The sequence below is a fragment of the Mariniflexile sp. HNIBRBA6329 genome, assembly GCF_043558645.1.
In the GTDB taxonomy this organism is placed as follows: domain Bacteria; phylum Bacteroidota; class Bacteroidia; order Flavobacteriales; family Flavobacteriaceae; genus Mariniflexile.
On sequence record NZ_JBIFXS010000002.1, the window covers coordinates 53,506 to 79,786 of the forward strand.

At 35.9% G+C, this 26,281-nt stretch carries 16 protein-coding genes and 1 pseudogene; 12 read left to right on the forward strand and 5 right to left on the reverse strand.

Features of this window, described 5'->3' with window-relative positions:
• Positions 1–22: 22 nt before the first annotated feature.
• A complete protein-coding gene (locus tag ACGK9U_RS03050) occupies positions 23–1,075 on the reverse strand; it encodes a WD40/YVTN/BNR-like repeat-containing protein (protein ID WP_394464907.1) in 1,053 nt (350 codons plus the stop codon).
• Positions 1,076–1,171: 96 nt separating this feature from the next.
• Here ACGK9U_RS03050 and ACGK9U_RS03055 point away from each other — a divergent pair, with 96 nt between their 5' ends.
• The 12 genes and pseudogenes from ACGK9U_RS03055 to ACGK9U_RS03110 all read left to right on the forward strand — a co-directional run bounded on the left by ACGK9U_RS03055 (position 1,172) and on the right by ACGK9U_RS03110 (position 19,943).
• Positions 1,172–2,386: an RsmB/NOP family class I SAM-dependent RNA methyltransferase gene (locus tag ACGK9U_RS03055; protein ID WP_394464908.1), complete on the forward strand. Its 1,215-nt coding sequence runs from the start codon at positions 1,172–1,174 to the stop codon at positions 2,384–2,386.
• Between the two features lie 144 nt (positions 2,387–2,530).
• On the forward strand, positions 2,531–6,220 hold the full coding sequence (gene purL / locus ACGK9U_RS03060; RefSeq protein ID WP_394464909.1) for a phosphoribosylformylglycinamidine synthase: 3,690 nt from the start codon (positions 2,531–2,533) through the stop codon (positions 6,218–6,220).
• Positions 6,221–6,301: 81 nt separating this feature from the next.
• On the forward strand, positions 6,302–7,717 hold the full coding sequence (locus ACGK9U_RS03065; protein ID WP_394464910.1) for a T9SS type A sorting domain-containing protein: 1,416 nt from the start codon (positions 6,302–6,304) through the stop codon (positions 7,715–7,717).
• Positions 7,718–7,828: 111 nt separating this feature from the next.
• Positions 7,829–9,598, forward strand: coding sequence for an AMP-dependent synthetase/ligase (locus ACGK9U_RS03070; RefSeq protein WP_394464911.1), 1,770 nt, complete (start codon positions 7,829–7,831; stop codon positions 9,596–9,598).
• Between the two features lie 109 nt (positions 9,599–9,707).
• Positions 9,708–10,154, forward strand: coding sequence for a MarR family winged helix-turn-helix transcriptional regulator (locus ACGK9U_RS03075; RefSeq protein ID WP_394464912.1), 447 nt, complete (start codon positions 9,708–9,710; stop codon positions 10,152–10,154).
• Positions 10,155–10,160: 6 nt separating this feature from the next.
• On the forward strand, positions 10,161–12,554 hold the full coding sequence (locus ACGK9U_RS03080; RefSeq protein ID WP_394464913.1) for a 3-hydroxyacyl-CoA dehydrogenase NAD-binding domain-containing protein: 2,394 nt from the start codon (positions 10,161–10,163) through the stop codon (positions 12,552–12,554).
• 109 nt (positions 12,555–12,663) lie between these two features.
• Entirely contained in the window at positions 12,664–13,854 is a 1,191-nt protein-coding gene (locus tag ACGK9U_RS03085) for an acetyl-CoA C-acyltransferase (RefSeq protein WP_394464914.1), read from the forward strand.
• Positions 13,855–13,896: 42 nt separating this feature from the next.
• On the forward strand, positions 13,897–14,268 hold the full coding sequence (locus tag ACGK9U_RS03090) for a four helix bundle protein (protein ID WP_394464915.1): 372 nt from the start codon (positions 13,897–13,899) through the stop codon (positions 14,266–14,268).
• Between the two features lie 47 nt (positions 14,269–14,315).
• The gene (locus ACGK9U_RS03095; RefSeq protein ID WP_394464916.1) at positions 14,316–16,121 is read left to right on the forward strand and encodes an acyl-CoA dehydrogenase family protein; all 1,806 of its coding nucleotides are present in this window, start codon (positions 14,316–14,318) and stop codon (positions 16,119–16,121) included.
• Positions 16,122–16,361: 240 nt separating this feature from the next.
• Positions 16,362–17,694: pseudogene (locus ACGK9U_RS03100) on the forward strand (M28 family peptidase).
• Positions 17,695–17,721: 27 nt separating this feature from the next.
• Positions 17,722–19,365, forward strand: a complete 1,644-nt coding sequence (locus ACGK9U_RS03105; protein WP_394464917.1) for a M1 family metallopeptidase — start codon at positions 17,722–17,724, stop codon at positions 19,363–19,365.
• 5 nt (positions 19,366–19,370) lie between these two features.
• A complete protein-coding gene (locus ACGK9U_RS03110; RefSeq protein ID WP_394464918.1) occupies positions 19,371–19,943 on the forward strand; it encodes a YdeI family protein in 573 nt (190 codons plus the stop codon).
• 20 nt (positions 19,944–19,963) lie between these two features.
• On the opposite strand, the gene ACGK9U_RS03115 is transcribed toward ACGK9U_RS03110, so the two are convergent.
• From ACGK9U_RS03115 to ACGK9U_RS03130, 4 genes are all read right to left on the reverse strand, one after another.
• Positions 19,964–21,244 carry a glycosyltransferase gene (locus tag ACGK9U_RS03115; RefSeq protein ID WP_394464919.1) on the reverse strand — a complete coding sequence of 427 codons (1,281 nt, stop codon included), beginning with the start codon at positions 21,242–21,244 and terminating at the stop codon, positions 19,964–19,966.
• Positions 21,245–21,260: 16 nt separating this feature from the next.
• On the reverse strand, positions 21,261–23,339 hold the full coding sequence (locus tag ACGK9U_RS03120; RefSeq protein ID WP_394464920.1) for an HAD-IIB family hydrolase: 2,079 nt from the start codon (positions 23,337–23,339) through the stop codon (positions 21,261–21,263).
• A 216-nt stretch (positions 23,340–23,555) separates the two neighbouring features.
• Positions 23,556–25,022: a magnesium chelatase gene (locus ACGK9U_RS03125; protein WP_394464921.1), complete on the reverse strand. Its 1,467-nt coding sequence runs from the start codon at positions 25,020–25,022 to the stop codon at positions 23,556–23,558.
• 104 nt (positions 25,023–25,126) lie between these two features.
• The gene (locus tag ACGK9U_RS03130) at positions 25,127–26,257 is read right to left on the reverse strand and encodes a VWA domain-containing protein (RefSeq protein WP_394464922.1); all 1,131 of its coding nucleotides are present in this window, start codon (positions 26,255–26,257) and stop codon (positions 25,127–25,129) included.
• Positions 26,258–26,281: the final 24 nt, after the last annotated feature.

Sequence of the window (26,281 nt, forward strand, 5' to 3'; positions counted from 1 at the left end):
GGAACTAAAAATTCCTCTTTTTTTATTCCCTAAAAGTAAGCTTAGAAATTCTTCCAGCACCTGCCGCATAAGCGATACTATCGTTTAAAAAACGAAGCGTATAAAAATCTTCTTCACTTAAGCGCTTCCATGAATCGCCAGAATCGTTGCTAAAATCAATTCCTTTAAAACCTACAGCAATAAGTTCCTTTCCATTTCTATTTGGTATGTACTGTACACAACTTCTATACCCAGGGCTTTCATTTTGTGCTACCAATTGCCAAGTTTCACCTCCATTGGTGGTTCTTATTTTGTTTGCTGTATTAGCATCTGGTTTTGTGTAATCGCCACCTATGGCAAATCCATTCATTTCATCATAAAAATCAATGGAATATATCCCTGTGGTTTCTAAACCTTGTACTATGGGCGTTTCAAAAACCTCCCAAGTTTCACCCATATCTGCCGAGTATAAAATCCTACTCGATTTTCCACCTGTAGCAACCCAAGTTTTATCTCCTACAATGGCTATATTGGTATTGCTAGCTGCAAATGCTGCTTCACCTTCTTTGGATTTCGGCAATTTATAACAAGAAATTTTATTCCACGTGTTGCCACCATCTCGGGTAATAATGATACTCATGCAACCATCGGTTGGATCGCCAACAGCAATCCCTTCTTGATTATTCCAAAAAACCATAGCATCGTAAAAAACTTTAGCGTGGTTTTCTTTATAAACTACTTGCATTTGCCCCGAACCTCCTGTTTTATATAAAACAGCTGGATTTTCAATACTTAGCATAAAAAAATCGGTTGCTGTGTGTGCCACTGCCCTAAACTGGAGGTTTAAACTATCAAACTCTTGTTTTGAAATCATCCAACTTTTTTTCACAGAATTAAAAAGACCAAAAGCGCCATTGTTGGCAGCAAAAGCAAGACTTCCATCGTTCAATATATCAATAGCGCGAATACTTAACAACGAATCTTCTAAAATGTTTTCAATCTCAACGTTAGAGAAATTCCGTGGCGGTAACCTTTTCTTTTTTACGCAGGAAATAAAAAAAACAATACTTATTAAAATGACGGAAATCCGTTTCATAAACTATAAATTTCCTTAAAAGTAGAAAAGCTAAACGAATAAACGTATAAACAAATCAACATAATAAATGTAACTTTGCAAACTTATTTATACAACATGCGATTACACAGAAACTTATGCTTTTCGGTTATTGATGGTTTAACCTTGATATTTAACGAAGGAAACTATGCAGATAAAGTCATTCAACAATTATTAAAACGAGATAAACGTTGGGGCGCACGCGACCGCGCTTTTGTTGCCGAAACCACCTACGATATTGTACGTTGGAAACGTTTATATGCAGAAATAGCTGAAGTTAAAGAACCGTTCGATAGAGATAATTTATGGCGCATGTTTGCTGTTTGGGCAACCCTAAAAGGTATTAAATTACCCGATTGGACCTATTTTGAAAACACCCCGACACGTAAAATAAAAGGACGTTTTGATGAACTTTCAAAAATCAGAAAATTCAAAGAATCCATTCCAGATTGGTTGGACGAATTGGGTGAAAAAGAATTAGGCAAAGACATCTGGACCAAAGAAATGGCTGCATTAAACGAGCAAGCCGATGTTATTTTAAGAGTCAACACCCTTAAAACAACCAAAGAAAAACTACAAGCCGAATTATTTGATTTAGACATTGAAACCGATTATTTACCCGATTATCCCAATGCTTTAAAGCTAAAAGAACGTGCCAACGTATTTACCACCGAAGCCTTTCAAAATGGTTTTTTTGAAGTTCAAGATGCATCCTCTCAATTAGTTGCCGAGTTTTTAAACGTAAAACCCGGTATGCGTGTGGTAGATACTTGTGCTGGTGCTGGCGGAAAAACACTGCATATTGCTTCCTTAATGGAAAACAAAGGGCAAATTATCGCCATGGATATTTACGCCAATAAACTCCATGAATTAAAACGTCGCGCTAAACGAAACGGCGCCCATAACATTGAGCCACGTGCTATAGAATCTACAAAAGTGATTAAAAAATTATATGATAAAGCCGACCGTGTTTTAATTGATGCCCCATGTTCTGGTTTAGGTGTTTTACGCAGAAACCCAGATGCCAAATGGAAACTGCAACCCGAGTTTATAGACAAAATTAAAGTGACCCAACAGGAAATTTTACAACAATATTCTAGAATGGTAAAATTGGGCGGGCAATTGGTTTATGCTACCTGTTCGGTATTACCATCTGAGAACCAACAACAAGTTGATACATTCTTAACATCGGAAGCTGGAAAAAACTTTATATTTGTAAAAGACAACAAAGTTTTAGCCCACAAATCTGGATTCGACGGATTTTACATGGCACTTTTAGAAAGAAAAGCATAACCTAGCAAGCGACTTTAAACAGTCGCTTTTTTTATGTTCAAAACCTCGTGAATAATTAAACATTTTCATGGCATTAATTACATGAAATTACGCCGAAAAAAAGTAAATTTGCACTTTCTTTAAACACACACAAATCAATATATAATGATTCACTTCTTTGGAAACGTAACCAGCAAGGTATTTGCTGTTCAAACAACAAAAGAATTATCAACTGAAACCATCGCTAAATTAACGTGGTTATTTGGCAACCAGCCTAAAATAGAACAAGCATCTCTCGATGCTTTTTTTGTTGGTCCACGCGCTGCCATGATAACGCCTTGGAGTACCAATGCGGTTGAAATTACCCAAAACATGGGTATTTCAGACATCATCCGTATTGAAGAATTTCAAGCGGTTTCCGAAGATTTTAAAAGTTTCGACCCGATGATTTCTGAAAAATTCAAAGGATTAAATCAAGAATCATTCACTATCAATATCAAACCAGAACCGATACTTAACATTGAAGATATAGCCGCTTATAACCAAAAAGAAGGCTTATCATTAAGTGATGAAGAAGTAGCGTATTTAGAAGGCGTTGCCAAAAAAATTGGTCGCCCGTTAACCGATTCTGAAGTGTTTGGATTTTCGCAAGTGAATTCAGAGCACTGTCGCCATAAAATTTTCAACGGCACGTTTGTAATTGACGGCGAAGAAAAACCAACCTCTCTTTTCAAATTAATACGTAAAACATCTGAAACACATCCAAACAGTATTGTTTCAGCATATAAAGATAATGTGGCCTTTGTTGAAGGTCCAAAAGTGGAACAATTTGCTCCAAAAACCGCCGACAAACCCGATTTTTACGAAACCAAAGATTTTGAGTCAGTTATTTCATTAAAAGCTGAAACCCATAATTTCCCAACAACCGTAGAGCCTTTTAATGGTGCTGCAACTGGTTCGGGAGGTGAAATTCGCGATAGGCTTGCAGGCGGAAAAGGCTCACTTCCATTAGCAGGAACCGCGGTGTATATGACCTCGTATTCTCGTTTAGAAGAAAACCGCCCTTGGGAAAAAGCATTTCCAGAACGCAAATGGCTGTACCAAACGCCAATGGATATTTTAATTAAGGCTTCAAATGGTGCATCAGACTTTGGAAACAAATTCGGACAACCACTTATTTGTGGTTCGGTTTTAACCTTTGAACACGAAGAAGACGCCAGAAAACTTGGTTTCGATAAAGTGATCATGCAAGCAGGTGGTATTGGTTATGGCAAAAAAGACCAAGCGTTAAAAGACAAACCACAAACTGGTGATAAAATAGTTATTCTAGGTGGCGAAAACTACCGTATTGGTATGGGTGGTGCAGCAGTTTCAAGTGCCGATACAGGTGAATTTGCATCAGGTATTGAATTGAATGCTGTACAACGTTCCAACCCAGAAATGCAAAAACGTGCTGCCAATGCCATTCGTGGTATGGTAGAAAGCGACAAAAACTATATTGTTTCTATTCACGACCATGGTGCTGGTGGCCATTTAAATTGTTTATCGGAATTGGTTGAAGATACTGGTGGAAAAATAGATTTAGATGCACTTCCTGTAGGCGACCCTACCCTTTCTGATAAAGAAATTATTGGTAACGAATCGCAAGAGCGCATGGGCTTGGTGATTGACAAAGAGCATATCGATATCCTTCAACGTATTGCAGAACGTGAACGCTCACCTATGTACACGGTTGGGGATGTTACGGGTGATGATAGATTTACATTCGAGTCTAAAACAAACGGCCATAAACCAATGGATTTAGCGATGGAAGATATGTTTGGTAGTTCGCCAAAAACCATCATGACCGATACAACCATCAAAAGAAATTATAAAGATTTAAACTATAATTCCGATAAGTTCCATGACTATTTAGAGCAGGTTTTACAACTGGAAGCCGTAGCATGTAAAGACTGGCTAACAAATAAAGTAGACCGCTGTGTTGGTGGAAAAGTAGCCAAACAACAATGCGCTGGCCCATTACAATTACCACTAAATAATGTGGGTGTGATGGCGCTTGACTATAAAGGGAAAGAAGGGATTGCAACGTCTATTGGGCACTCGCCTATTTCAGGATTGATCAATCCGGTGGCAGGAAGCAGAAATGCCATTACCGAAGCATTGACTAACATTATTTGGGCACCTTTAAAAGACGAATTAAAATCAGTTTCACTATCAGCAAACTGGATGTGGCCTTGTAAAAACGAAGGTGAAGATGCCCGTTTATATGAAGCAGTTAAAGCTGTTTCTGAATTTGCGATCGATTTAGGCATTAATGTGCCTACAGGAAAAGATTCGCTTTCTATGAAGCAAAAATATCCTGATGGCGATGTGTTATCTCCTGGAACGGTAATTATTTCAGCAGCAGGAAACTGTAACGATATTGGCAATGTAATTGAACCTGTTTTTCAAAAAAATGCAGGAAGTATTTACTACATCAACATATCTCAAGATAATTTTAAATTAGGAGGCAGTTCTTTCGCTCAAATATTAAATAAAATAGGAAACGATGCTCCTACCGTAAAAAGTGCAGGATATGTAAAAACCGTTTTCAACACAATTCAAAAATTAATAAAAGATAAACAAATAGTAGCTGGACATGATGTGGCTTCAGGTGGATTAATTACCACGCTGTTAGAACTTTGTTTTGCTGATAATAACTTGGGAGCTAAAATAGACTTGACAAGTTTAAATGAATCTGACACTGTTAAGCTTTTATTTGCTGAAAACGCAGGTATTGTTTTTCAAGCAAAAGATAATTATGATGTTGAAGAATCATTAAAAGAAGCACATATCAAATTTTATAATATCGGAAATGTAACTTCAGATGGATTTTTAGATCTCAAAAATGATTTAGGAAAAGGAATAGGCTTAAATAATATTAGTCACCTTAGGGATGTTTGGTACAAAACGTCATTCCTTTTAGACCAAAAACAAACCGCTAATAATTTAGCTGAAGCGCGTTTCAACAATTATAAAAATCAACCTTTAGAATATACATTCCCTAGTCATTTTACAGGACTTCTCGACTCCGCTCGAAGTGACAAAAATCTGTCAGGTCGAGCGCAGTCGAGACCTAAAGCCGCTATTCTTCGTGAAAAAGGAAGTAACTCCGAGCGCGAAATGGCAAACGCTATGTATTTAGCAGGTTTTGATGTTAAAGATGTACACATGACCGATTTAATTTCGGGTCGTGAAACCTTAGAAGATATTCAGTTTTTAGGTGCTGTTGGAGGTTTTAGTAATTCTGATGTGCTTGGTTCTGCAAAAGGTTGGGCAGGTGCTATTAAATACAATGAAAAAGCCAATAAAGTAATTCAGGATTTCTTCAAAAGAGAAGACACACTATCTGTTGGTATTTGTAATGGCTGCCAATTGTGGATGGAATTAGACCTTATCAACCCTGAGCACGATGTTCATGGTAAAATGGTTCATAACGATTCGCATAAACATGAAAGCGCATTCACTTCAGTAAAAATTCAAAAGAATAATTCAGTGATGCTTTCAACACTTGAAGGTGCTACTTTAGGAGTTTGGATTTCGCATGGTGAAGGTAAATTCAAATTGCCATATTCTGAAGACAAATACCAAATTGTTGCTAAATATGGTTATGCTGAATATCCTCACAACCCAAATGGTTCCGATTTTAATACAGCCATGATGTGCGATAAAACAGGTCGTCATTTGGTAACCATGCCTCATATTGAGCGTTCTACCTTTCAATGGAATTGGGCAAATTATCCGCAAGGTCGTAAAGACGAAGTATCACCTTGGTTAGAAGCCTTTGTGAATGCTAGACTTTGGTTAGAAAAATAATAAGAAATTCTATACGATTTTTAAAGAAAAGCTTTTACTTTGGTAGAAGCTTTTTGTTTTTAACAGAATTTATAAATCTTTATGAAAAATCACTTCTTTATTTATCTGTTTTTATCCCCTATATTTTTATGTGCTCAAGAAGAGGAAATCAATGTAAAACGTACTTTTTATAACGATAGTATTCTTGCTATAAAAAGATGGTTTGGAAGTGATAAAATAATTGACAGTCTCAAAACTTACTACAAAACAGGCGAACTAAACGAAGCATTCTACTTTACAAATATTAAGTACAATGGTGCATGTTATAAATTCAATAAAGCTGGCGATAAGGTTACTACATGGCAGTTTGAAAACGGAAATCTAATAAAACGTACAGACCATATTTTAGAATTCAATAAAAAAGATGAAGAAAAAATAAAAGCGACACATATAAAGCTAAAGGAATTGAATGCAAAATTAAAGGCAAATCCTAATGATTTAAAATCTGAACTGGCTCGTGCCCATGTGCGCCATGTATTAGGTAATTACACTTTAGCGCTTAATGATTATACTAAATTAGAACAAAGGCTTTTAAAAATAAGCGAAGTAAAAAAAGTGGAAGTCCCAAATAAGCTTTTAGCCAATATTTTTGATGCAAGAGCTAGTATTTATGAGTATTATGAAATGGAGAATTATGCAACACAATATAAATACAAAGCCCTTAAAGCAGACCCAGAAGACAAAAGATTGATATATAATTTAGGTTCTTACTTATATGGTATTAAATCGTATAGACTTGCAGAATTTTATTTGAAAAAAGCTTTAGAAAAACGACCAGACCATGAATTTAGCCATAGAGCCTTAGCATCACTATATACCGATTTTGAAGATTATGATAAAGCATTGCATCATGTTAATTTGGCTTTTGCACAAGAATCAAACCTTATAAAATATGGTTTTGGCAGTGTTGAAAGAGATATTAGAACTTTGCGAGGTTTAATATATCATAAGTTAGGTGACTCGGATAAAGGCATTGCTGATTTAAAAGAAACGTTACGTTTAAATAAAGATAATTCGTTCGCTTACCGAAATCTTGGAGTGGTATATTTTGAATTAGGCAAGTATGAAAAAGCTTGTGAAAATTTACAAAAATCCAACGATTTAGGTTATGAAAAAACGCATGATCGGTATGATTTACAAGATTATTTAGAACAGGCTTGTAAAAGTGTAGCAGTAGCTAAAAATGAAACTGTTTTAGAAGTTAAACCTATTAAAACCATTAAATTAGCTGATAAACCTTATGTTTATCCAAATCCAACGTCGGACATCATCAATATTAAAAATCTGTTATTTACTAATTATAACTATTTAATATTTGATTATGCAGGGAAGTTAATATCACAAGGTGTTTCAAATGGAACTAATTCAATTAGCTTGTCTCATTTACAAACAGGTGTTTATATCTTAAAGGTTCATAACAAGGACAACATTGAAACCTTTAGAATCATAAAAGAATAACATTCAGTAATCTATTCTACGAATTTCAATAATTCAACTTCACTTTTTTAATCAATTTGAAAATCTCATTTATTTTCATACTTTGCATAACTAGAAACTTTCAGAAAACAAATGGCTAATATTACTAGAATTTTTGACTTTCCTTATCACCAATTAAGCACTTATAATTTAGATAAGGCATTCTCCACAAAATACAATGGTGAGTGGCAATCTATTTCAACTCAAGAATTCATAAATCAAGCTAACGCAATTAGCCGAGGTTTGCTACGTTTAGGTGTTAAACCTAACGACAAAATTGCTGTTATTTCTTCATCCAATAGAACGGAATGGAACATTCTAGATATTGGCGTGCTACAAACAGGCGCTCAAAATGTCCCCATATATCCAACTATTGCTTCTGAAGATTATGAGTACATTCTAAACCATTCCGAATCCATTTATTGTTTCGTATCCGATGTTGAAGTTCTTGAAAAACTGAATAACATAAAAAGTAAAACCAAGCTAAAAAACGTTTATACTTTTGACGCCATTGAAGGAGAAAATCATTGGACAGATGTTTTAAGTTTAGGCAAAGACACTAGCAATCAAACTGACGTTGAAGCAAGAAAAGAAGTCGTAAAATCTTCCGATTTAGCAACCCTAATTTACACTTCCGGAACTACCGGAAAGCCAAAAGGCGTCATGCTTTCACATAACAATTTAGTATCAAATGTATTAGACAGCGAAAAACGCGTTCCATTTGTTAAAGGAAAATCCAAAGCACTTAGTTTCCTTCCTGTTTGCCATGTTTTTGAACGCATGATTCTTTACTTATACATGTATTGTGGAGTTGAAATTTATTTTGCCGAGTCTATCGAAAAAATGAGCGACAATCTAAAAGAAGTGTGCCCTACAGTAATGACGGCGGTTCCAAGACTTTACGAAAAAGTTTACGACAAAATTGTAGCCAAAGGAACTGATTTAACAGGCATAAAGAAAATGTTATTCTTTTGGGCTTTAAACTTAGGTTTGAAATTTGAGCCCTATGGAAAAAATGGCTGGTGGTACGAGTTTCAATTAAAAATAGCTAGAAAACTAATTTTCAGCAAATGGCAAGAAGGCTTAGGTGGCAATTTAGAAATTATGGTTTCTGGTAGCGCTGCACTTCAAACGAGATTGACTCGCGTTTTTGCTGCTGCCCAACTACCCATTATGGAAGGTTATGGGCTTACAGAAACGTCGCCAGTAATTTCAGTTAACGATATGCGTAATGGTGGCTTTAGAGTTGGCACCGTTGGAAAAATAATTGATAACGTTGAAGTTAAAATTGCCGAAGATGGCGAAATTTTAGTAAAAGGCCCCAACGTTATGTTAGGCTATTTTAAAGAACCAGAAAAAACAGCTGAAGTCATGACAGGTGAGTATTTCCATACAGGAGATATTGGTGAATTTGACAATGATGGCTTTTTAAAAATAACCGACCGTAAAAAGGAAATGTTTAAAACTTCTGGCGGAAAATATGTAGCGCCTGCACTTATCGAAAATCAATTTAAACAATCGCGCTTTATAGAGCAAATCATGGTCATTGGCGAAGGTGAAAAAATGCCGGCTGCTTTAATTCAACTTAATTTCGATTTTGTTAAGGAATGGGCCAGAAAACATCAAATAGCATTTAAAGACACAACCGATCTTATTTCAAACCCTCAATTAATCGAGCGTATTCAAGAAGAAATTGACCATGCAAATAAAAATTTCGGGCATTGGGAACAAATCAAAAAGTTTGAAATAACCCCAGATGTTTGGTCTATTGAATCAGGCCATTTAACACCTACCATGAAATTAAAACGGAAAGTGATTAAAGAAATCTATTCAAATCTTATAGAGAAAATATACAGATCTTAATCGAAAGTTTTAATTAATACCAAAACCAAAAAAACAAATTAAATTTTTCTCAATATATTATGCATGCATAATATATTTTCATATATTTGGAGTTACCAACCTACCAATTATGAAAGAAAAAACTATTGATTATATATTAAGAACCACATGGCTTGCTGTTCAAAAAATGTATAATGAAGAAGCTGCTAAATTTGAAAGCACTATGGCTACTGGCTTTACACTATTAAGTATCGATCCGGAAAAAGGCACACCATCAACAGCTTTAGGTCCAAAAATGGGGATGGAAGCAACCAGTTTATCTCGGATTCTAAAAACTATGGAAGCAAAAGGGTTGATTGAACGTCACCCAAATCCGGAAGATGGCAGAGGTGTTATCATTCGTCTTACTGAATTTGGACTCGAAAAAAGAGCCAATTCTAAAGAAAAAGTACTGATTTTTAATGAAACCATTAGAAAAAACATTTCCGAAGAAAAATTAAATCATTTCTATGAGGTTTCAGATTTAATAAGCGATATGATTTCCAATAAAAAAATTTACGATCAAAACGATAAGTAATCTAAAATGAGCAAACGAAGAATTAAAAAAGTAGCCATTATTGGTTCAGGAATTATGGGAAGCGGTATTGCATGTCATTTCGCAAATATTGGGGTAGACGTGCTGTTGCTTGACATTGTTCCAAGAGAATTAAACGATGCAGAAAAAGCGAAAGGCTTAACACTAGACGATAAAATGGTAAGAAACCGATTGGTAAATGATGCTTTAGCGACCTCATTAAAATCGAAGCCCTCCCCTATTTATCACCCAGATTTTGCCAAACGTATAACCACTGGTAATTTAGAAGACGACATTGCTAAAGTTAAAGATGTAGATTGGATTATGGAGGTTGTGGTTGAACGCCTCGATATTAAAAAAAGTGTTTTTGAAAAACTTGAAAAATATAGAACTCCTGGAACTTTAATAACTTCCAACACGTCTGGAATCCCCATCCATTTTATGAGTGAAGGCCGTTCAGAAGATTTTCAAAAACATTTCTGCGGCACCCACTTTTTCAATCCGGCACGTTACTTAAAATTATTCGAAATCATTCCGGGTCCTAAAACATCACAAGACGTTTTAGACTTTTTAAATGGTTATGGTGAACAATTCTTAGGAAAAACCTCGGTTGTTGCTAAAGACACACCTGCGTTTATTGGAAACCGCATTGGTATTTTTGGTATTCAAAGCTTATTCCACCAAGTAAAATCTTTAGGCTTAACGGTTGAAGAAATTGATAAATTAACTGGTCCGGTGATTGGACGACCAAAATCGGCAACCTTTAGAACGGTAGATGTGGTTGGGTTAGATACATTGGTACATGTTGCCAACGGTATTTATGAAAATTGCCCTAACGATGAAGCTCACGAACTTTTCAAACTACCGGATTTCATCAATAAAATGATGGAAAACAAATGGCTTGGAAGCAAAACAAGACAAGGCTTTTACAAAAAAGAAGGTAAAGACATTTTAGCCTTAGACTTAAATACTTTAGAATACAAGCCTTCAAAAAAAGCAAGTTTTGCTACTTTAGAATTAACAAAAACGGTTGATAAAGTCATCGACAGATTTAAAATATTAGTTGCAGGGAAAGATAAAGCAGGCGATTTCTACAGAAAAAACTTCGCTTCCATGTTTGCCTATGTTTCCAACAGAATACCTGAAATTACCGATGATTTATATAAAATAGATGATGCAATGAAAGCCGGATTTGGATGGGAACACGGTCCTTTTCAAATTTGGGATGCTGTTGGTGTAGAAAAAGGCATCGAAATCATGAAAGCAGAAGGTTTAGAACCTGCGGCTTGGGTGCATGAGATGGTAGCTTCAGGAAACACATCTTTTTACACCGTAAAAAATGGCGCTACTTATTTTTATGATATCCCTAAGAAATCACAAGAAAAAATCCCTGATCAAGATGCCTTCATCATTTTAGATAATATTAGAAAATCCAAAGAAGTATTCAAAAACTCTGGTGTTGTTATTGAAGATTTGGGCGAAGGTATTATAAACTGCGAATTTCAATCTAAGATGAACACCATTGGTGGCGATGTTTTAGCAGGATTAAATAAAGCTATAGATATTGCTGAAAAAGATTTCGCTGGTTTGGTTATTGGTAACCAAGCAGCAAATTTCTCTGTAGGCGCTAATATTGGTATGATTTTCATGATGGCTGTGGAACAAGAATATGATGAATTGAATGCCGCCATCAAATATTTCCAAGATACTATGATGCGTATGCGTTATTCAGCTATCCCAACCGTTTCTGCACCTCATGGCATGACACTTGGTGGTGGTTGCGAACTATCCATGCATGCCGATAAAGTAGTAGCTGCAGCCGAAACTTATATTGGTTTGGTAGAATTTGGTGTGGGCGTTATCCCTGGTGGAGGCGGTTCTAAAGAAATGGCCTTACGTGCTTCCGATTCGTTTAAAAAAGGTGATGTTGAATTGAACACACTTCAAGAATACTTCCTAACTATTGGTATGGCAAAAGTAGCAACCTCTGCTTATGAAGCCTTCGATTTGGGTCTTCTTCAAAAAGGAAAAGACATTGTTGTAGTAAACAAAGACAGACAAATTGCTACAGCAAAAGCCTATGCTAAATTAATGGCGGAAGCTGGATATACAAAACCTGTAAAACGTACCGATGTAAAAGTACTTGGTAAGCAAGCTTTGGGTATGTTTTTAGTAGGAACCGATTCTATGGAAGCTTCAAACTTCATCAGTGAACACGACCATAAAATTGCCAACAAATTGGCCTATGTAATGGCTGGTGGCGATTTATCCGAACCTACCTTAGTTAGCGAACAATATCTGTTGGATTTAGAGCGTGAAGCTTTTTTAAGTTTATGTACAGAACGAAAAACCTTAGAACGTATCCAACACATGTTAAAAACTGGGAAACCACTAAGAAATTAGAATCCCCCTAACCCCCGAAGGGGGAATTTAGGGAATAGAAACAAAATGTATAACTAAAAACATACCCGCAACAGTTCCCTCTCCTTCGGAGAGGGTTAGGGAGAGGAAAATGAAACAAGCATATATAGTAAAAGCATACAGAACCGCTGTTGGTAAAGCACCAAAAGGTGTCTTTCGTTTTAAACGTGCCGATGAATTGGGTGCGGAAACCATCCAACACATGACGAAGGAATTACCTAACCTAGATGTAAAACGCATTGACGATGTTATTGTGGGTAATGCCATGCCAGAAGGTGCTCAAGGTTTAAATATGGCACGATTTATCTCATTAATTGGATTAAATAGTGTAGATGTTCCTGGGGTTACCGTAAACCGCTTTTGTTCTTCAGGTATTGAAACCATTGCTATTGCAGCTGCTAAAATCCAATCGGGAATGGCCGATTGTATTATTGCTGGTGGTTCAGAAAGCATGAGTTCGGTACCTATGACGGGTTTTAAACCTGAATTGAATTACGACACCGTTAAAGCGGGTCATGAAGACTATTATTGGGGCATGGGAAATACGGCCGAAGCTGTTGCCAACAAATTTAATGTGTCACGCGAAGACCAAGATGAATTTGCTTATAATTCACATATGAAAGCCTTAAAAGCACTTGCTGAAAATAGATTTCAAGACCAAATTGTACCTATAAAAGTAGAACAGGTTTATATTGATGACAACGGAAAAAAAGCAATTAAATCTTATACCGTTACCAAAGACGAAGGTCCTCGTGCTGGAACAAGTTTGGAAGCCTTGGCAAAATTAAGACCAGTATTCGCCGCTGGCGGCAGTGTAACCGCTGGAAACTCATCGCAAATGAGTGATGGCGCTGCTTTTGTAATGGTGATGAGTGAAGATATGGTAAAAGAATTAAACTTAGAGCCCATTGCGCGATTGGTAAATTATGCGGCAGCAGGCGTAGAACCAAGGTTTATGGGCATTGGTCCTGTAAAAGCCATTCCAAAAGCATTACAATTAGCAGGTTTAAAACAATCGGATTTAGAATTAATTGAACTTAACGAAGCGTTTGCTTCACAATCATTAGCTGTGATAAGAGAATTAAACCTCAACCCCGACCTTGTAAACGTAAATGGTGGCGCTATTGCTTTAGGGCATCCACTAGGTTGTACTGGTGCAAAACTATCGGTGCAATTATTTGATGAAATGCGCAAACGTAACATGACAGGTAAATATGGTGCCGTTACCATGTGCGTAGGTACAGGTCAAGGTGCTTGTGGAATTTTTGAATTTTTAAATTAAGAAGAAAAAGAATATAGAATTAAGAAAAGAGACTGTTGAGAAATGGCTTTTAGAAAACGGCATAATTATAAAAATTTAAGAATTTGGCAACTTGGTCTTGAAATAACTAATGACATTTCAGATATTTTAATAGAGTTTCCAAAACATGAACGTTATGACTTGTCTTCACAAATGAGTCGGTGTTCTGTTTCAATCCCTAGTAACATAGCGGAAGGTTCAGCTAAAACAGACAAATCTTTTAGTAATTATCTAGATATTTCTTTAGGATCTTCCTTCGAATTAGGGACACAACTATTGGTTGCAAATCACAGAAAATATATTAATGCTGATATCTTAAAAAAACTTGAAAATAAAATAGAAGAGTTTCAAAGAATGACCATGGGTTTTCAAAATGGTCTAAACAATAATAGCTAAAAGTCTACTATCTATATTCTTTTATCTCTTTTCTAAAACAAACAATTATGGAAGAAAAAAATATTTTAAGAGGTGGTCAATTCTTGGTTAAAGAAACAAACTGTGAAGATATATTCACACCTGAAGATTTTTCTGAGGAACAATTAATGATGAAAGAGGCCGTCACCGAATTTGTAGACCGAGAAATTTGGCCAAACAAACCACGCTTTGAAGCAAAAGATTATGCCTTAACGGAATCTTGCATGCGAAAAGCAGGCGAAATGGGTTTTTTAAGCATTTCAGTACCCACCGAGTATGGTGGTATGGGCATGGGCTTTATTGATACCATGCTGGTTTGTGATTATATTTCAGGTGCCACAGGATCGTTCAGTACCGCTTTTGGTGCACATACTGGAATTGGCACCATGCCTATAACATTATATGGAACCGAAGAACAAAAGCAAAAATATGTACCAAAATTAGCTACGGGCGAATGGTTTGGCTCTTATTGTTTAACTGAACCAAGTGCTGGTAGTGATGCCAACTCGGGTAAAACCAAAGCCGTTTTATCTGAAGATGGGAAATCATACAAGATTACCGGGCAAAAAATGTGGATTTCTAATGCTGGCTTTTGTAATTTAATGATTGTATTCGCTCGTATAGAAGATGATAAAAACATCACAGGTTTTATTGTTGAATACGACAAGAACAATCCAAATGGCATTACCATGGGCGAAGAAGAACACAAATTAGGTATTCGTGCGTCTTCAACCAGACAAGTATTTTTTAATGATACCGTAGTTCCTGTTGAAAATATGCTATCCACCAGAGGAAACGGTTTTAAAATAGCTATGAACGCACTAAACGTAGGTAGAATCAAACTAGCAGCTGCCTGTTTAGATGCTCAGCGTCGCGCCATCACTGTATCTGTAAAATATGCCAATGAACGTATTCAATTTAATACCCCTATTGCAAGCTTTGGCGCCATTCGTCAAAAAATAGCTGAAATGGCAACCAACTGTTGGGTTGGTGAAGCGGCCAGTTATCGTGCCGCAAAAAACATAGAAGACCGCATCATGCTTCGGCAAAAAAATGGGAAAGATACACATCAAGAAGCGGAATTGAAAGGTGTAGAAGAATATGCCATTGAATGTTCCATCTTAAAAGTGGCGGTTTCTGAATACATTCAAAAATGTACCGATGAAGGCATCCAAATTTTTGGAGGTATGGGATTCTCTGAAGACACCCCTATGGAATCGGCTTGGAGAGATGCACGTATTGCCAGAATTTACGAGGGCACAAACGAAATTAACCGCATGCTAAGTATTGGTATGCTAATCAAAAAAGCCATGAAAGGCCACGTTGATTTGTTAGGTCCGGCCACAGCAGTTGCTAACGAATTAACTGGTATTCCAAATTTCGACGTACAAGATTTTTCAGAATTATTTTCCGAAGAAAAAAGCATCATTGCCAATCTAAAAAAATTATTCTTAATGGTTGCTGGTGCTGCGTTACAGAAATATGGTGAAAAAATTGAAGAAAAACAACAACTTATGCTTGCTGCTTCCGATATTTTAATTCAAATTTACATAGCGGAATCTGCTATTTTACGTGCAGAAAAAATGGCAAAAAAGCAGGGTGAAGATAAGGCAAAAGAACAAATTGCCATGGCAAAATTAAACTTATTCCATGCTATCGATGTTATCGAAACTGCAGGAAAACACTCCATTATTTCATTCTCAACTGGCGACGAGCAACGTATGATGCTTATGGGTTTAAAACGTTACATTAAGTATGTGAACATGCCAAACATTATTGAATTAAGAAATATTATAGCTTCAAAAGTTATAAAAGAAAATAAGTATTGCTTTTAAGCAATGCGTTTGTAGTGACTAACTCAATTCTCAAAAACGCTTCGAATTTAATTTCGGGGCGTTTTTATTTTCATTATTTTAGAAGAATATATCTCCATTTGAAAGTCATGATTATTTATTTGACCCTTTTTATGGAAACAGGAAAAAATCAAACAATAATAAATTGAATTTTTATTTAGATCATTCATTAAGAGAAAAACACTTAGCAAGTTTAAAATTCAATTATAAAAATGAACAAAAATGAAGTTAAAACACTTATTTACTCTATTACTTTTCTCGGTTGTTTCATATGCTCAAACCCCACAAGACTTATATAAAATTATAGATGCCGTTTCGGAAAAACGAATTGAAAAAAGATATCCAAACCCTTGTAAATTTTGGAACACGAAATACCTTTAGCGATACACTTTCAAACAATAGAGGTATTGGAGCTGCCAGACGTTGGATAAAAAATGAATTTGAAACCATTTCCAACCTTTGTGATGATTGCCTAAATGTGTTTTACCAAAAAGATTTTGTGACAAAAAAAGGCAACAATCGGGTACCCCATGACGCATGGGTGGTTAACGTAGTCGCTATTCAAAAAGGAACCAAATACCCTAACAGCTATGTTATTATGAGTGGAGACATAGACTCCCGTGTTAGTGATACTATGGATTTTACCACAGATGCCCCTGGTGCCAATGATAATGCATCTGGTATGGCAGGTACCATAGAAGCTGCAAGAGTACTTTCAAAATATAAATTTGAAAACAGCATTATTTATGTAGGACTGTCTGGTGAAGAACAAGGTCTTTTTGGAGGGGCTGGATTAGCAAATTTTGCAAAAAAACAAGGCTGGGATATTATTGGTGTTTTCAACAATGATATGATAGGTAATATTGAGGGGGTTGATGGTGTTGTAGACAATAGGTCTTTCCGGATATTTTCAGAACCCGTACCTCCTACCGAAACAGAGAAAGAACGAAATGCCCGCCGCTTTTATGGAGGCGAAGTAGATGGACTCTCTCGACAATTAGCACGCTACATCCATAAAACAACAAAAACCTACATGCCAGAAATGAACCCAATGATGGTATATAGATTAGATAGGTTTGGGCGTGGTGGTCACCATCGTCCGTTTAACGATTTGGGGTTTGCTGGTATACGTATTATGGAGGCACACGAAAATTATACACAACAACACCAAGATATCCGTGAAGAAAACGGAATTAAATATGGCGATGTTATTGAACATGTGAATTTTGGTTATGCAAAAAAGCTAACCGCTGTTAATGCCATTAATTTAGCAAGTTTAGCTTGGGCACCATTAGCGCCTAAAAACGTGGCTATTGGTGGCATTGTAGAACCTTCTGCCAAATTCAAATGGGATAAAGTTGATGGTGCCGTAGGTTACAAAATTTACTGGCGAGATACAACTTCACCTACTTGGGACTATAGCCGATATGTTGGAAATGTTTCCGAATTTACTTTAGATGGCATCGTTATTGACAATTTCTTTTTTGGTATTGCAGCTGTTGGCGGAAATGGCTTTGAAAGCCTAATAACTTTTCCCAATAAAATATTTAATTAACACCTATTTTTGATTTAAAATAAATTTATGACAAAACAGTTCTTTATAATCAGCCTACTTTTTAGTTTTTCATTTGCTTCAGTAAATGCACAATTGTTATCAGAAAAAACCAATTTCACAAGGCAGGATACCTTAAGGGGCAGTATTACCCCAGAGCGCGCTTGGTGGGATTTAACTTATTATCATTTAGACATTACGGTAAATCCTGACAAAAAATATATTTCAGGAAAAAACACTATTCAATATAAAGTACTTGAAAACAATTCTGTAATGCAAATTGATTTACAGCTCCCTCTAAAAATCACTAAAGCCATACAAAACAATAAAGAATTAGAGATTAAGCATGATGGTAATGCGCATTTTATAAACTTAGTAGATGTTCAAAACCCAAACGACATCAATAGTGTTGATGTCTATTATGAAGGGCATCCTAAAGAAGCCGTAAAAGCTCCTTGGGACGGAGGTATTTCATGGGCGAAAGACAAAAATGGCAATCATTTTATAGCATCATCATGCCAAGGTTTAGGCGCTAGTGTTTGGTGGCCATGCAAAGACCATATGTATGATGAAGTGGATAGTATGCTTATTAGTGTGAATGTACCCGACCACCTAACAAACGTTTCCAATGGCAGACTACGAAGTGTGGAACAAACAGGAGACACCAAAACTTATACTTGGATTGTAAAAAACCCTATAAACAATTACGGTGTTAACATCAACATTGGCGATTACGTAAATTTCTCTGAGGTTTATGATGGTGAAGGCGGCAATTTAGACATGAATTATTATGTTTTAAGAGACAACCTTGAAAAAGCCAAAGAGCATTTTAAAGATGCCCCAAAAATGATGAAAGCTTTTGAGCATTGGTTTGGTCAATATCCATTTTATGCCGATAGTTTTAAATTGGTTGAAGTGCCTTATTTAGGCATGGAACACCAAAGCTCGGTTACTTACGGAAACCAATATAAAAAAGGGTATTTAGGCAATGATTGGTCTGGTACCGGATGGGGACTAAAGTTTGATTATATTATTATCCATGAAGCCGGACATGAGTGGTTTGCAAACAATATCACTTACAAAGATGCAGCCGATATGTGGATTCATGAAGGATTTACATGTTATTCTGAAAGTTTGTTTTTAGATTATTACTACGGAAAAAAAGCTGCTTCAGAATACGTTATTGGAATTAGGAGAAACATTGAAAACGACCGACCAATTATTGGTTTTTACAATGTAAACAAAGAAGGTTCTAGCGATATGTACTTTAAAGGCGCCAACATACTCCATACCTTAAGACAACTTATTGAGGATGATGAAAAATGGCGTCAAATTTTAAGAGGTTTAAATAGAACCTTTTACCACCAAACCGTTACCACGAAGCAGATTGAAGATTACATTTCAAAAGAAACGGGTATCGATTTAACCGAGTATTTCAATCAATATTTAAGAACAATTAAAATACCAACTTTAGAATACAAAATTGAAAACAAAGAGTTAAAATACCGATGGACCAACATTATTGATAAGTTCGATATGCCAGTTCAAGTAACCATAAATGGCAAAGAAGAATGGCTGTTCCCTAAAGCCGATTGGAAAACCAAAACTTTGGACACCAAAAATGCGACCTTTGAAATAGACCCAAATTTCTATATTAATTCTAAAAAACTTTAATTGGTTTGGAGTTACCCGAGTTATATTTTAAAACAGATAAAGAATGGCGCGAATGGTTACATAAAAACCACAAAACCTACAAAGGCGTTTACCTCATCTTTTATAAAGTACAACACGAAAACGATTCCATGCGATGGGAAGAAGCCGTTAAAGTAGCCTTATGCTATGGTTGGATAGATTCAACCGTAAAAAGCTTAGGCAATGGAAAACGCAGGCAATACTTCACACCCAGAAACGAAAAAAGTGTTTGGAGCGCCCTAAATAAAAAATATTTAGAAGGCTTAATTTCTGAAAACCTAATGCACGAAAGGGGTTTGAAAATTATTGAAGTTGCCAAACAAAACGGTAGCTGGGAAGCTCTGGACGATGTTGAAAACGGTATCATTCCAAAAGATTTACAAACCGAATTTGACAAAAACCCCATAGCTTTTGAAAACTACCAAAACTTTGCGCCCTCCTACAGAAAAAGCTATTTATATTGGCTTAATCAAGCAAAACGCGAAGCCACCAGAACAAAACGAATTTCAGAAATAGTGAAACTTTGCGCTTTGAATATTAAAAGCAGAGATAGTCGATAATTTGAAAAACTCTATTTTTTTCAATGGGTATAAATATTTGATTCCATAGATTGTTGGTTGATGGAATTATCAAATATTTTAAGTATACGTTTAGCTATTCCGGTCCATCCAAAATTTCGACGTGCAAAACGAGCACCTTCAACCGATAATTCATTACGTAATTTAGGATATAAAAGCGGCATAGACAGCATCGCTCCAAACTCAATAGGCCTGTGAGGATCCGCAAACAATGCTTGATTTCCAAAATCAATTAAATCATATAATCCACCATGAACTGTTACCACACTTGGCGTACCACAAGCCATAGCCTCAATAGCTACCATTCCAAAAGGTTCGTACCTTGATGGCATGGCGAAAATATTGGCTGACCGATACACGTTTGCTAAATCTTCATCTGCAATATAATTTTTCCATTTTATTTTATCTAAAACGCCTAATTCATCTGCCAACGTTTTTAGTTTTTCTATACCTTGTTTGTCTTGTTCCGAATCTCCTCCAATAGCGGCAACCAAACGTGCTTCGGGGCAAAGTTCCAATACAGTAGGTAAAGACTGTAAAAGCAAATCATAGCCTTTATTATGTGCCATTCTACCCAAAGCTAATATATCATTGGGATGGATATCATACTTAGAGCGAACTTTATCGTTTTCCTTTGAAGGCACTGGATAAAAACGATTTTCATCAATACCAGGTGGAATCATACCACAATTTCTAGATAACACATCATATTGTTTAGTAAGTAAATCTACCTGTGGCAAGGTGGTCGCAATAACGAAATTACACATCTGGTACACAAAATATTCTTTTCGAATACGTTCTTTAAAACGATATGTTTTCTCCATTTCAACCTCATCCATATCGCTTCCCATACTATGGCGTTTCCACCAACCTAGTGAATGTGGTGTGTGAACATGAGATATTCCCAATTCTTCAGCTATTTTCTGTCCTGCCCAACCCGCATCCCAATAATGGGTATAAACAATATCATATTTCTTGTTTTCTTTTTTTATAGCTGCTAAGGTATTAGTGACGAACTTCTTTAAATGATCGTGCATATCTTCTTTACGGATAAACTTTTTTCCTCCGAAAGGAATGCGCCATACACTATAATTTTCATCTACAACATCATATTCTGGTTGATCTTCAAATTGACGTGTTACTAAATCTACTTTTTTTCCTAATCGGCTAAAACGTTCTGCTAATTCTAAAACATAAACAACTTGTCCTCCTGTATCTGGTTTTCCTAATTCGGCATTGGCACCTACATATCCGTGCAAAGAGATCATTAATATCGATTTCATAGTTTATAAATTTTAGTTAATTATTAATTATTTTTAAATGATGACAAGCTGAAATATATTGAGCAGCAGACCAAGCTTGGTAGGCTTTACCCATTGCTCTACCTGTAGTACCATGTGCCCATTCTGTAAATTCCCATTCTTCACTTATTCCTTCTTTGTTAATTAAAGCAAGTTTATGCAACTCTGAAATTGCCATTTCTTTCAGCCCTAATTTGTTTATAAACTTCACCCAAAAACCGCCTACAAAAGGCCAAATACCACCATTATGGTAGTGATTAGGCAAGTTTAATAGGTTTACCGTATAATAAGGTCTCCAATCTGGATCTCCGGGAGACACTACGGGATATACATTAGCTACAGGAAACGGATCGTTAACCCCAACCCCTAACATAAAGCGAAAGGTTTGATGTGCTTTTTCAGCATCTATAGTACCGTGTAAAAAGGCTAAAATATTTCCAAAGACATCACAACGCCAACTAAAATCGAATGGGGTTGTTTGTGCTATTAAATAGGATGTGTCTCCTAAAGTAAATTGGCGTTCTGCAAAGGATACTCCCGAAAACAATTTCTGTTGCGTAGAAGGCCAAAAATTTTGAATAATCTCTTTTTTAATTACTTGAGACCATCTAATATATTCTCCTGCTTGCTCATAATCTCCCAACATTTCCAACATTCGCCCAAAGCAAACATTGGAGCGGTACCAAAGGATTTCGTCATATAGAATGTTATAACTTCTACCAAACAAATCTGTCCAATCGCCCGCTTCAGGTATTTCCAATAAAGCATCATTGTTACTATCATGAGCTCCAAGCCATCGCATCGTTTCTTTTATGTTGTCAATATGGTCTCTAAGAAACTCAATGTCCTTGGTTACATTCACATACTCATAAAAGGCAATAACCACCCAAATACCGCTATCTATGGAACAGATACCCCCTACTCCCGAGTAATCGGGTACGTTATCTTTTATACGAACGTTTGATGGAATTTGTCCGTTACGAGAAATATGTTCAAATAAGGTTAAAAGTGTTTGACGTTGGCATTGATGAATTTCTTCATCATGAATAAGGGGCAGCGACCCAATAACCGTTATTGCACCGTCCCTTGCCCATACACTGTGATAGTTTTCATCGGTTCCATTTGGGATATTATCTTTTATAGAACAAGCTGAAAAACCAAGCGGTGTGATATTTTTTCTTAAGGCCTCAATAGCCTTTTCATAACCTTCTTTAATTAAGGCTATCTTTTCACCTTCGTCTTCAGTTGCTATATTATTTAGTTCTTGCTGAATAAAAAAATCATCTTTATGGTCTTTTTCATTGTTAACCAAAGCACCTGCTGGCAATATGCCATAATAAATTAGCCCTTCAACAACACCATCCCCATTTACACCTTCGGCATGGTACACTTGCCTATGCTTCGTAAATTTGTATAATTCTTCATGTGCATTGGCAACAACAATTCCTCTTACACCATCCAATCCAAACATGGCGGAATCGTTTCCACTATCTCCTGCCACTAAAACTTGGTTGGTGTTTAAATCGAGTTTCCTTAGCAGCCATTGCAGTGCATTGCCTTTATTTGCCCACTTGGGAAGAATATCCAAAAATTTATCGCCTGAATATACCACGTTAATATACATATTGGCATTGGCAAAATCCTGTTCTATGTTGGCTATATGCTCTGAAGTTGCATCGTGAAAAAAATAACTTCGTTTGTAGGAGTGTTGAAATTTTGAAGGCTGTTCGTTAATAGGATGATTGCTATTGTGTATAATTTTTTCAACGGACTGAATATCCCAACCATCATCAAGTACCTCATTAAACTCTTTTACGATACATTTATTATTATAATCATAAATATGGGTACCAACACCCGAAATAATATAATCCGGCTCTGGCAGAACACCTCTTTTAATGAGGCTCAAAACATCATCAATCAATCTGCCTGTATTGTAAGTGAGCAATACATTAGAATCTGTTTTGTACTTATTCCAAGTTTTGGTAAAACTTCCTTTTAGTGTATTAAAATCGATGAGTGTGTTGTCAATATCAAAAGATAAAAGTTTGATACTATTCTCTTTGCTTATATCCATATTTTAAAATGCAATTGTTTAAATTATACTTTATAAATAGTTAGAAAAACTACTTGAGACCTTAATATAAGGAAAATTAAAGACTTGCACTGCCTCAATCCATTAAGAAATGGACTGTAAAAATATTTTTGATATAAAAGGAATATATCTAGCTCACATTAACAATTTCGAAATTATATAAACTTATATTTACAATATGAAAACTTACAAAAATGCTTAAATACCGCTTATAAAATTACCATAAGGGTCTTTAAATTGAATGCCTTCTGTAAAACGATGCTTGCTTAACTGCTTAAATTCCACCAATGCCCAAAGCACAAATTCTTTGATGAAATAACCATCTTCTTTTGATAATTTTGGCTGGTATTTAGCCAATAAATCATCTAGAGGTGAAATGGCATCCAATTGGCTTCTATATTCTTTATCACGTAAATCGTCCAACAATTCAAAACCATCTTGCTGATTAAAGAACCATGAAACAATATCATCATAAGGAGTTTCCTCGTCCTGCTTTTTTAATTTTTCAATTTTCGGAAAAAACTCTTCAAATAAACTTTTAACAGCTTCACCTATTAAGTTGTATGCAACCATGGCAGCGCCTTCTTGTTCTCCTTCATAAACCAACTCTACTTTTCCTGTTATAGATGGGATGATACCAACAAAATCACTCAATCGAACCGTTGTTTTTTCATCGCCCGATTTCAAAGCACGACGCTCTGCGGTACTTAATAAATTTTCTAGTGCTGTTATACTTAAACGGGCACTAACACCACTTTTAGCATCTACATATTCGCTTTCTCGTGCTTCAAACACAATTTGCTCCAATAAATCTCGTGCCAAATCCGGAACGGTAACCGAATCTTTTTGTGCTTCCACAACTTTAGCCTCCTGTTCCGTAATTAAACGAGCCGTTTCAATATCGGCAGGATAATGCGTTAAAATTTGAGAACCAATCCTGTCTTTTAATGGGGTTACGATACTGCCTCGGTTGGTATAATCTTCAGGATTTGCGGTGAATAAAAACTGAATATCTAATGGTAACCTCAACTTAAATCCTCTAATTTGAATATCGCCTTCTTGCAAAATATTGAATAATGCCACTTGAATTCTTGCTTGTAAATCGGGCAACTCATTAATGACGAAGATGCATCGGTTGGCCCGTGGAATCATTCCGTAGTGAATCACACGATCATCAGCATAACTCAGTTTTAAATTAGCTGCCTTAATAGGGTCTACATCACCAATAATATCGGCAACCGTTACATCGGGTGTGGCTAGTTTTTCAGCAAAACGTTCACTTCTATGCATCCATGCAATAGGTGTATCATCACCTTTATCTTTAATTAATTCTTTGGCGTATCTAGATATGGGCTGAAAAGGATCATCATTAATTTCCGAGCCTTCTACATAAGGAATATATTCATCCAACAAATTTAACATTAAACGGGCCAAACGTGTTTTTGCTTGCCCACGCAAACCCAACAAGTTTATATTATGCCTAGATAGAATGGCACGTTCCAATTCGGGGATTACGGTATTTTCATATCCATGCACTCCTTCAAAAGTGGTTTCATTATCTTTTAGTTTTTGAATCAAATTATCACGTAATTCATCTTTTATGGTTTTTGATTGATAACCTGATTTTTTTAATTCTCCTAATGTTTTTATGTTTTCTATATTCATATTCTTTTTTATTTAGAATTTAGAAAAGAGAATAAAGAAGAGAGACTTCTTTTAAACCCTGTGTTTTTTCTATATTCTTTAATCTTTTTTCTTAAATCTATTTTTTATCCTCTAATCCGTTTTTTTCTATTGGTTTCATAATCTTCAAAAATCATTTCACCCAAACCTTTAAGTCCTGTATAAAATGCTTTTCCTTGATTGGCATAGGTAAACTCTCTAACAAATTGCATTAAATAAGGGTCTTGCGCTATCATAAATGTGGTAATGGGAATGTGCAAACGCCTTGCCTGTTGTGCCATCATGTAACATTTGTTCACTATATGCCTATCTAAACCATTGCTATTTTTATAATATTCGCCATTTGACAAACGCAAACAACTAGGTTTTCCATCGGTAATCATAAAAATTTGCTTGTTGGTATTTCGCTTTCTTCGAAGTAAATCCATTGCCAATTGAAGTCCTGCCACCGTATTAGTGTGATAGGGACCTACCTTTAAATAGGGCAAATCTTTAATTTCTATTTGCCATGCATCATTACCAAAAACCAGAATATCCAATGTGTCTTTTGGGTAGCGTGTGGTAATTAATTCGGCTAAAGCCATGGCTACTTTTTTGGCCGGCGTTATTCTATCTTCACCATAAAGTATCATACTGTGACTAATATCAATCATAAGCACCGTACTCATTTGCGATTTATGAAGGGTTTCTTCAACTACCAAATCACCTTCAGACAAAGTAAAATCTGCAATACCATGGTTTATTTGGGCATTTTTTAAACTTTCGGTCATCGACACTTTATCCAACGCATCACCAAATTGATAATTTCGGAAATCGCCCGTATGCTCATCGCCTATACCTGGGCTTTTACTTTTATGATTGCCTTGACCACTGCGTTTTATATTTCCAAAAATTTGGTCTAAAGCTTGCTGACGAATGGCCCGTTCAGTTTTTGCAGTAATGGCCATTCCACCACTATTCCCATCGGGGTCCATTTCTTCTCTTATATAGCCTTTCTTTTTAAGGTCTTCAATAAAATCATCAATGGTATATTCTGGCGTGGTAAGTTTATATTCTTTGTCCAATTCCCGCAACCAATCTATGGCTTCATCAAAATCACCGGAAGTATGCGTAATCAACTCTTTAAAAATATCAAAAAGTTTATCAAAAGGAGATTGATTGGGCGCCTCATACTTTTTAAATACAAAACCCTTTCTTAAAGTATTATTTTTTGTCATAGCTGTATAAAAATACTTTATTTT

Bases quoted from the DNA above. Each gene is read 5' to 3' on its own strand.
- ACGK9U_RS03050 (WP_394464907.1), bottom strand. From the start codon at position 1,075: ATGAAACGGATTTCCGTCATTTTAATAAGTATTGTTTTTTTTATTTCC.
- ACGK9U_RS03055 (WP_394464908.1), top strand. From the start codon at position 1,172: ATGCGATTACACAGAAACTTATGCTTTTCGGTTATTGATGGTTTAACC.
- purL (WP_394464909.1), top strand. From the start codon at position 2,531: ATGATTCACTTCTTTGGAAACGTAACCAGCAAGGTATTTGCTGTTCAA.
- ACGK9U_RS03065 (WP_394464910.1), top strand. From the start codon at position 6,302: ATGAAAAATCACTTCTTTATTTATCTGTTTTTATCCCCTATATTTTTA.
- ACGK9U_RS03070 (WP_394464911.1), top strand. From the start codon at position 7,829: ATGGCTAATATTACTAGAATTTTTGACTTTCCTTATCACCAATTAAGC.
- ACGK9U_RS03075 (WP_394464912.1), top strand. From the start codon at position 9,708: ATGAAAGAAAAAACTATTGATTATATATTAAGAACCACATGGCTTGCT.
- ACGK9U_RS03080 (WP_394464913.1), top strand. From the start codon at position 10,161: ATGAGCAAACGAAGAATTAAAAAAGTAGCCATTATTGGTTCAGGAATT.
- ACGK9U_RS03085 (WP_394464914.1), top strand. From the start codon at position 12,664: ATGAAACAAGCATATATAGTAAAAGCATACAGAACCGCTGTTGGTAAA.
- ACGK9U_RS03090 (WP_394464915.1), top strand. From the start codon at position 13,897: ATGGCTTTTAGAAAACGGCATAATTATAAAAATTTAAGAATTTGGCAA.
- ACGK9U_RS03095 (WP_394464916.1), top strand. From the start codon at position 14,316: ATGGAAGAAAAAAATATTTTAAGAGGTGGTCAATTCTTGGTTAAAGAA.
- ACGK9U_RS03105 (WP_394464917.1), top strand. From the start codon at position 17,722: ATGACAAAACAGTTCTTTATAATCAGCCTACTTTTTAGTTTTTCATTT.
- ACGK9U_RS03115 (WP_394464919.1), bottom strand. From the start codon at position 21,244: ATGAAATCGATATTAATGATCTCTTTGCACGGATATGTAGGTGCCAAT.
- ACGK9U_RS03120 (WP_394464920.1), bottom strand. From the start codon at position 23,339: ATGGATATAAGCAAAGAGAATAGTATCAAACTTTTATCTTTTGATATT.
- ACGK9U_RS03125 (WP_394464921.1), bottom strand. From the start codon at position 25,022: ATGAATATAGAAAACATAAAAACATTAGGAGAATTAAAAAAATCAGGT.
- ACGK9U_RS03130 (WP_394464922.1), bottom strand. From the start codon at position 26,257: ATGACAAAAAATAATACTTTAAGAAAGGGTTTTGTATTTAAAAAGTAT.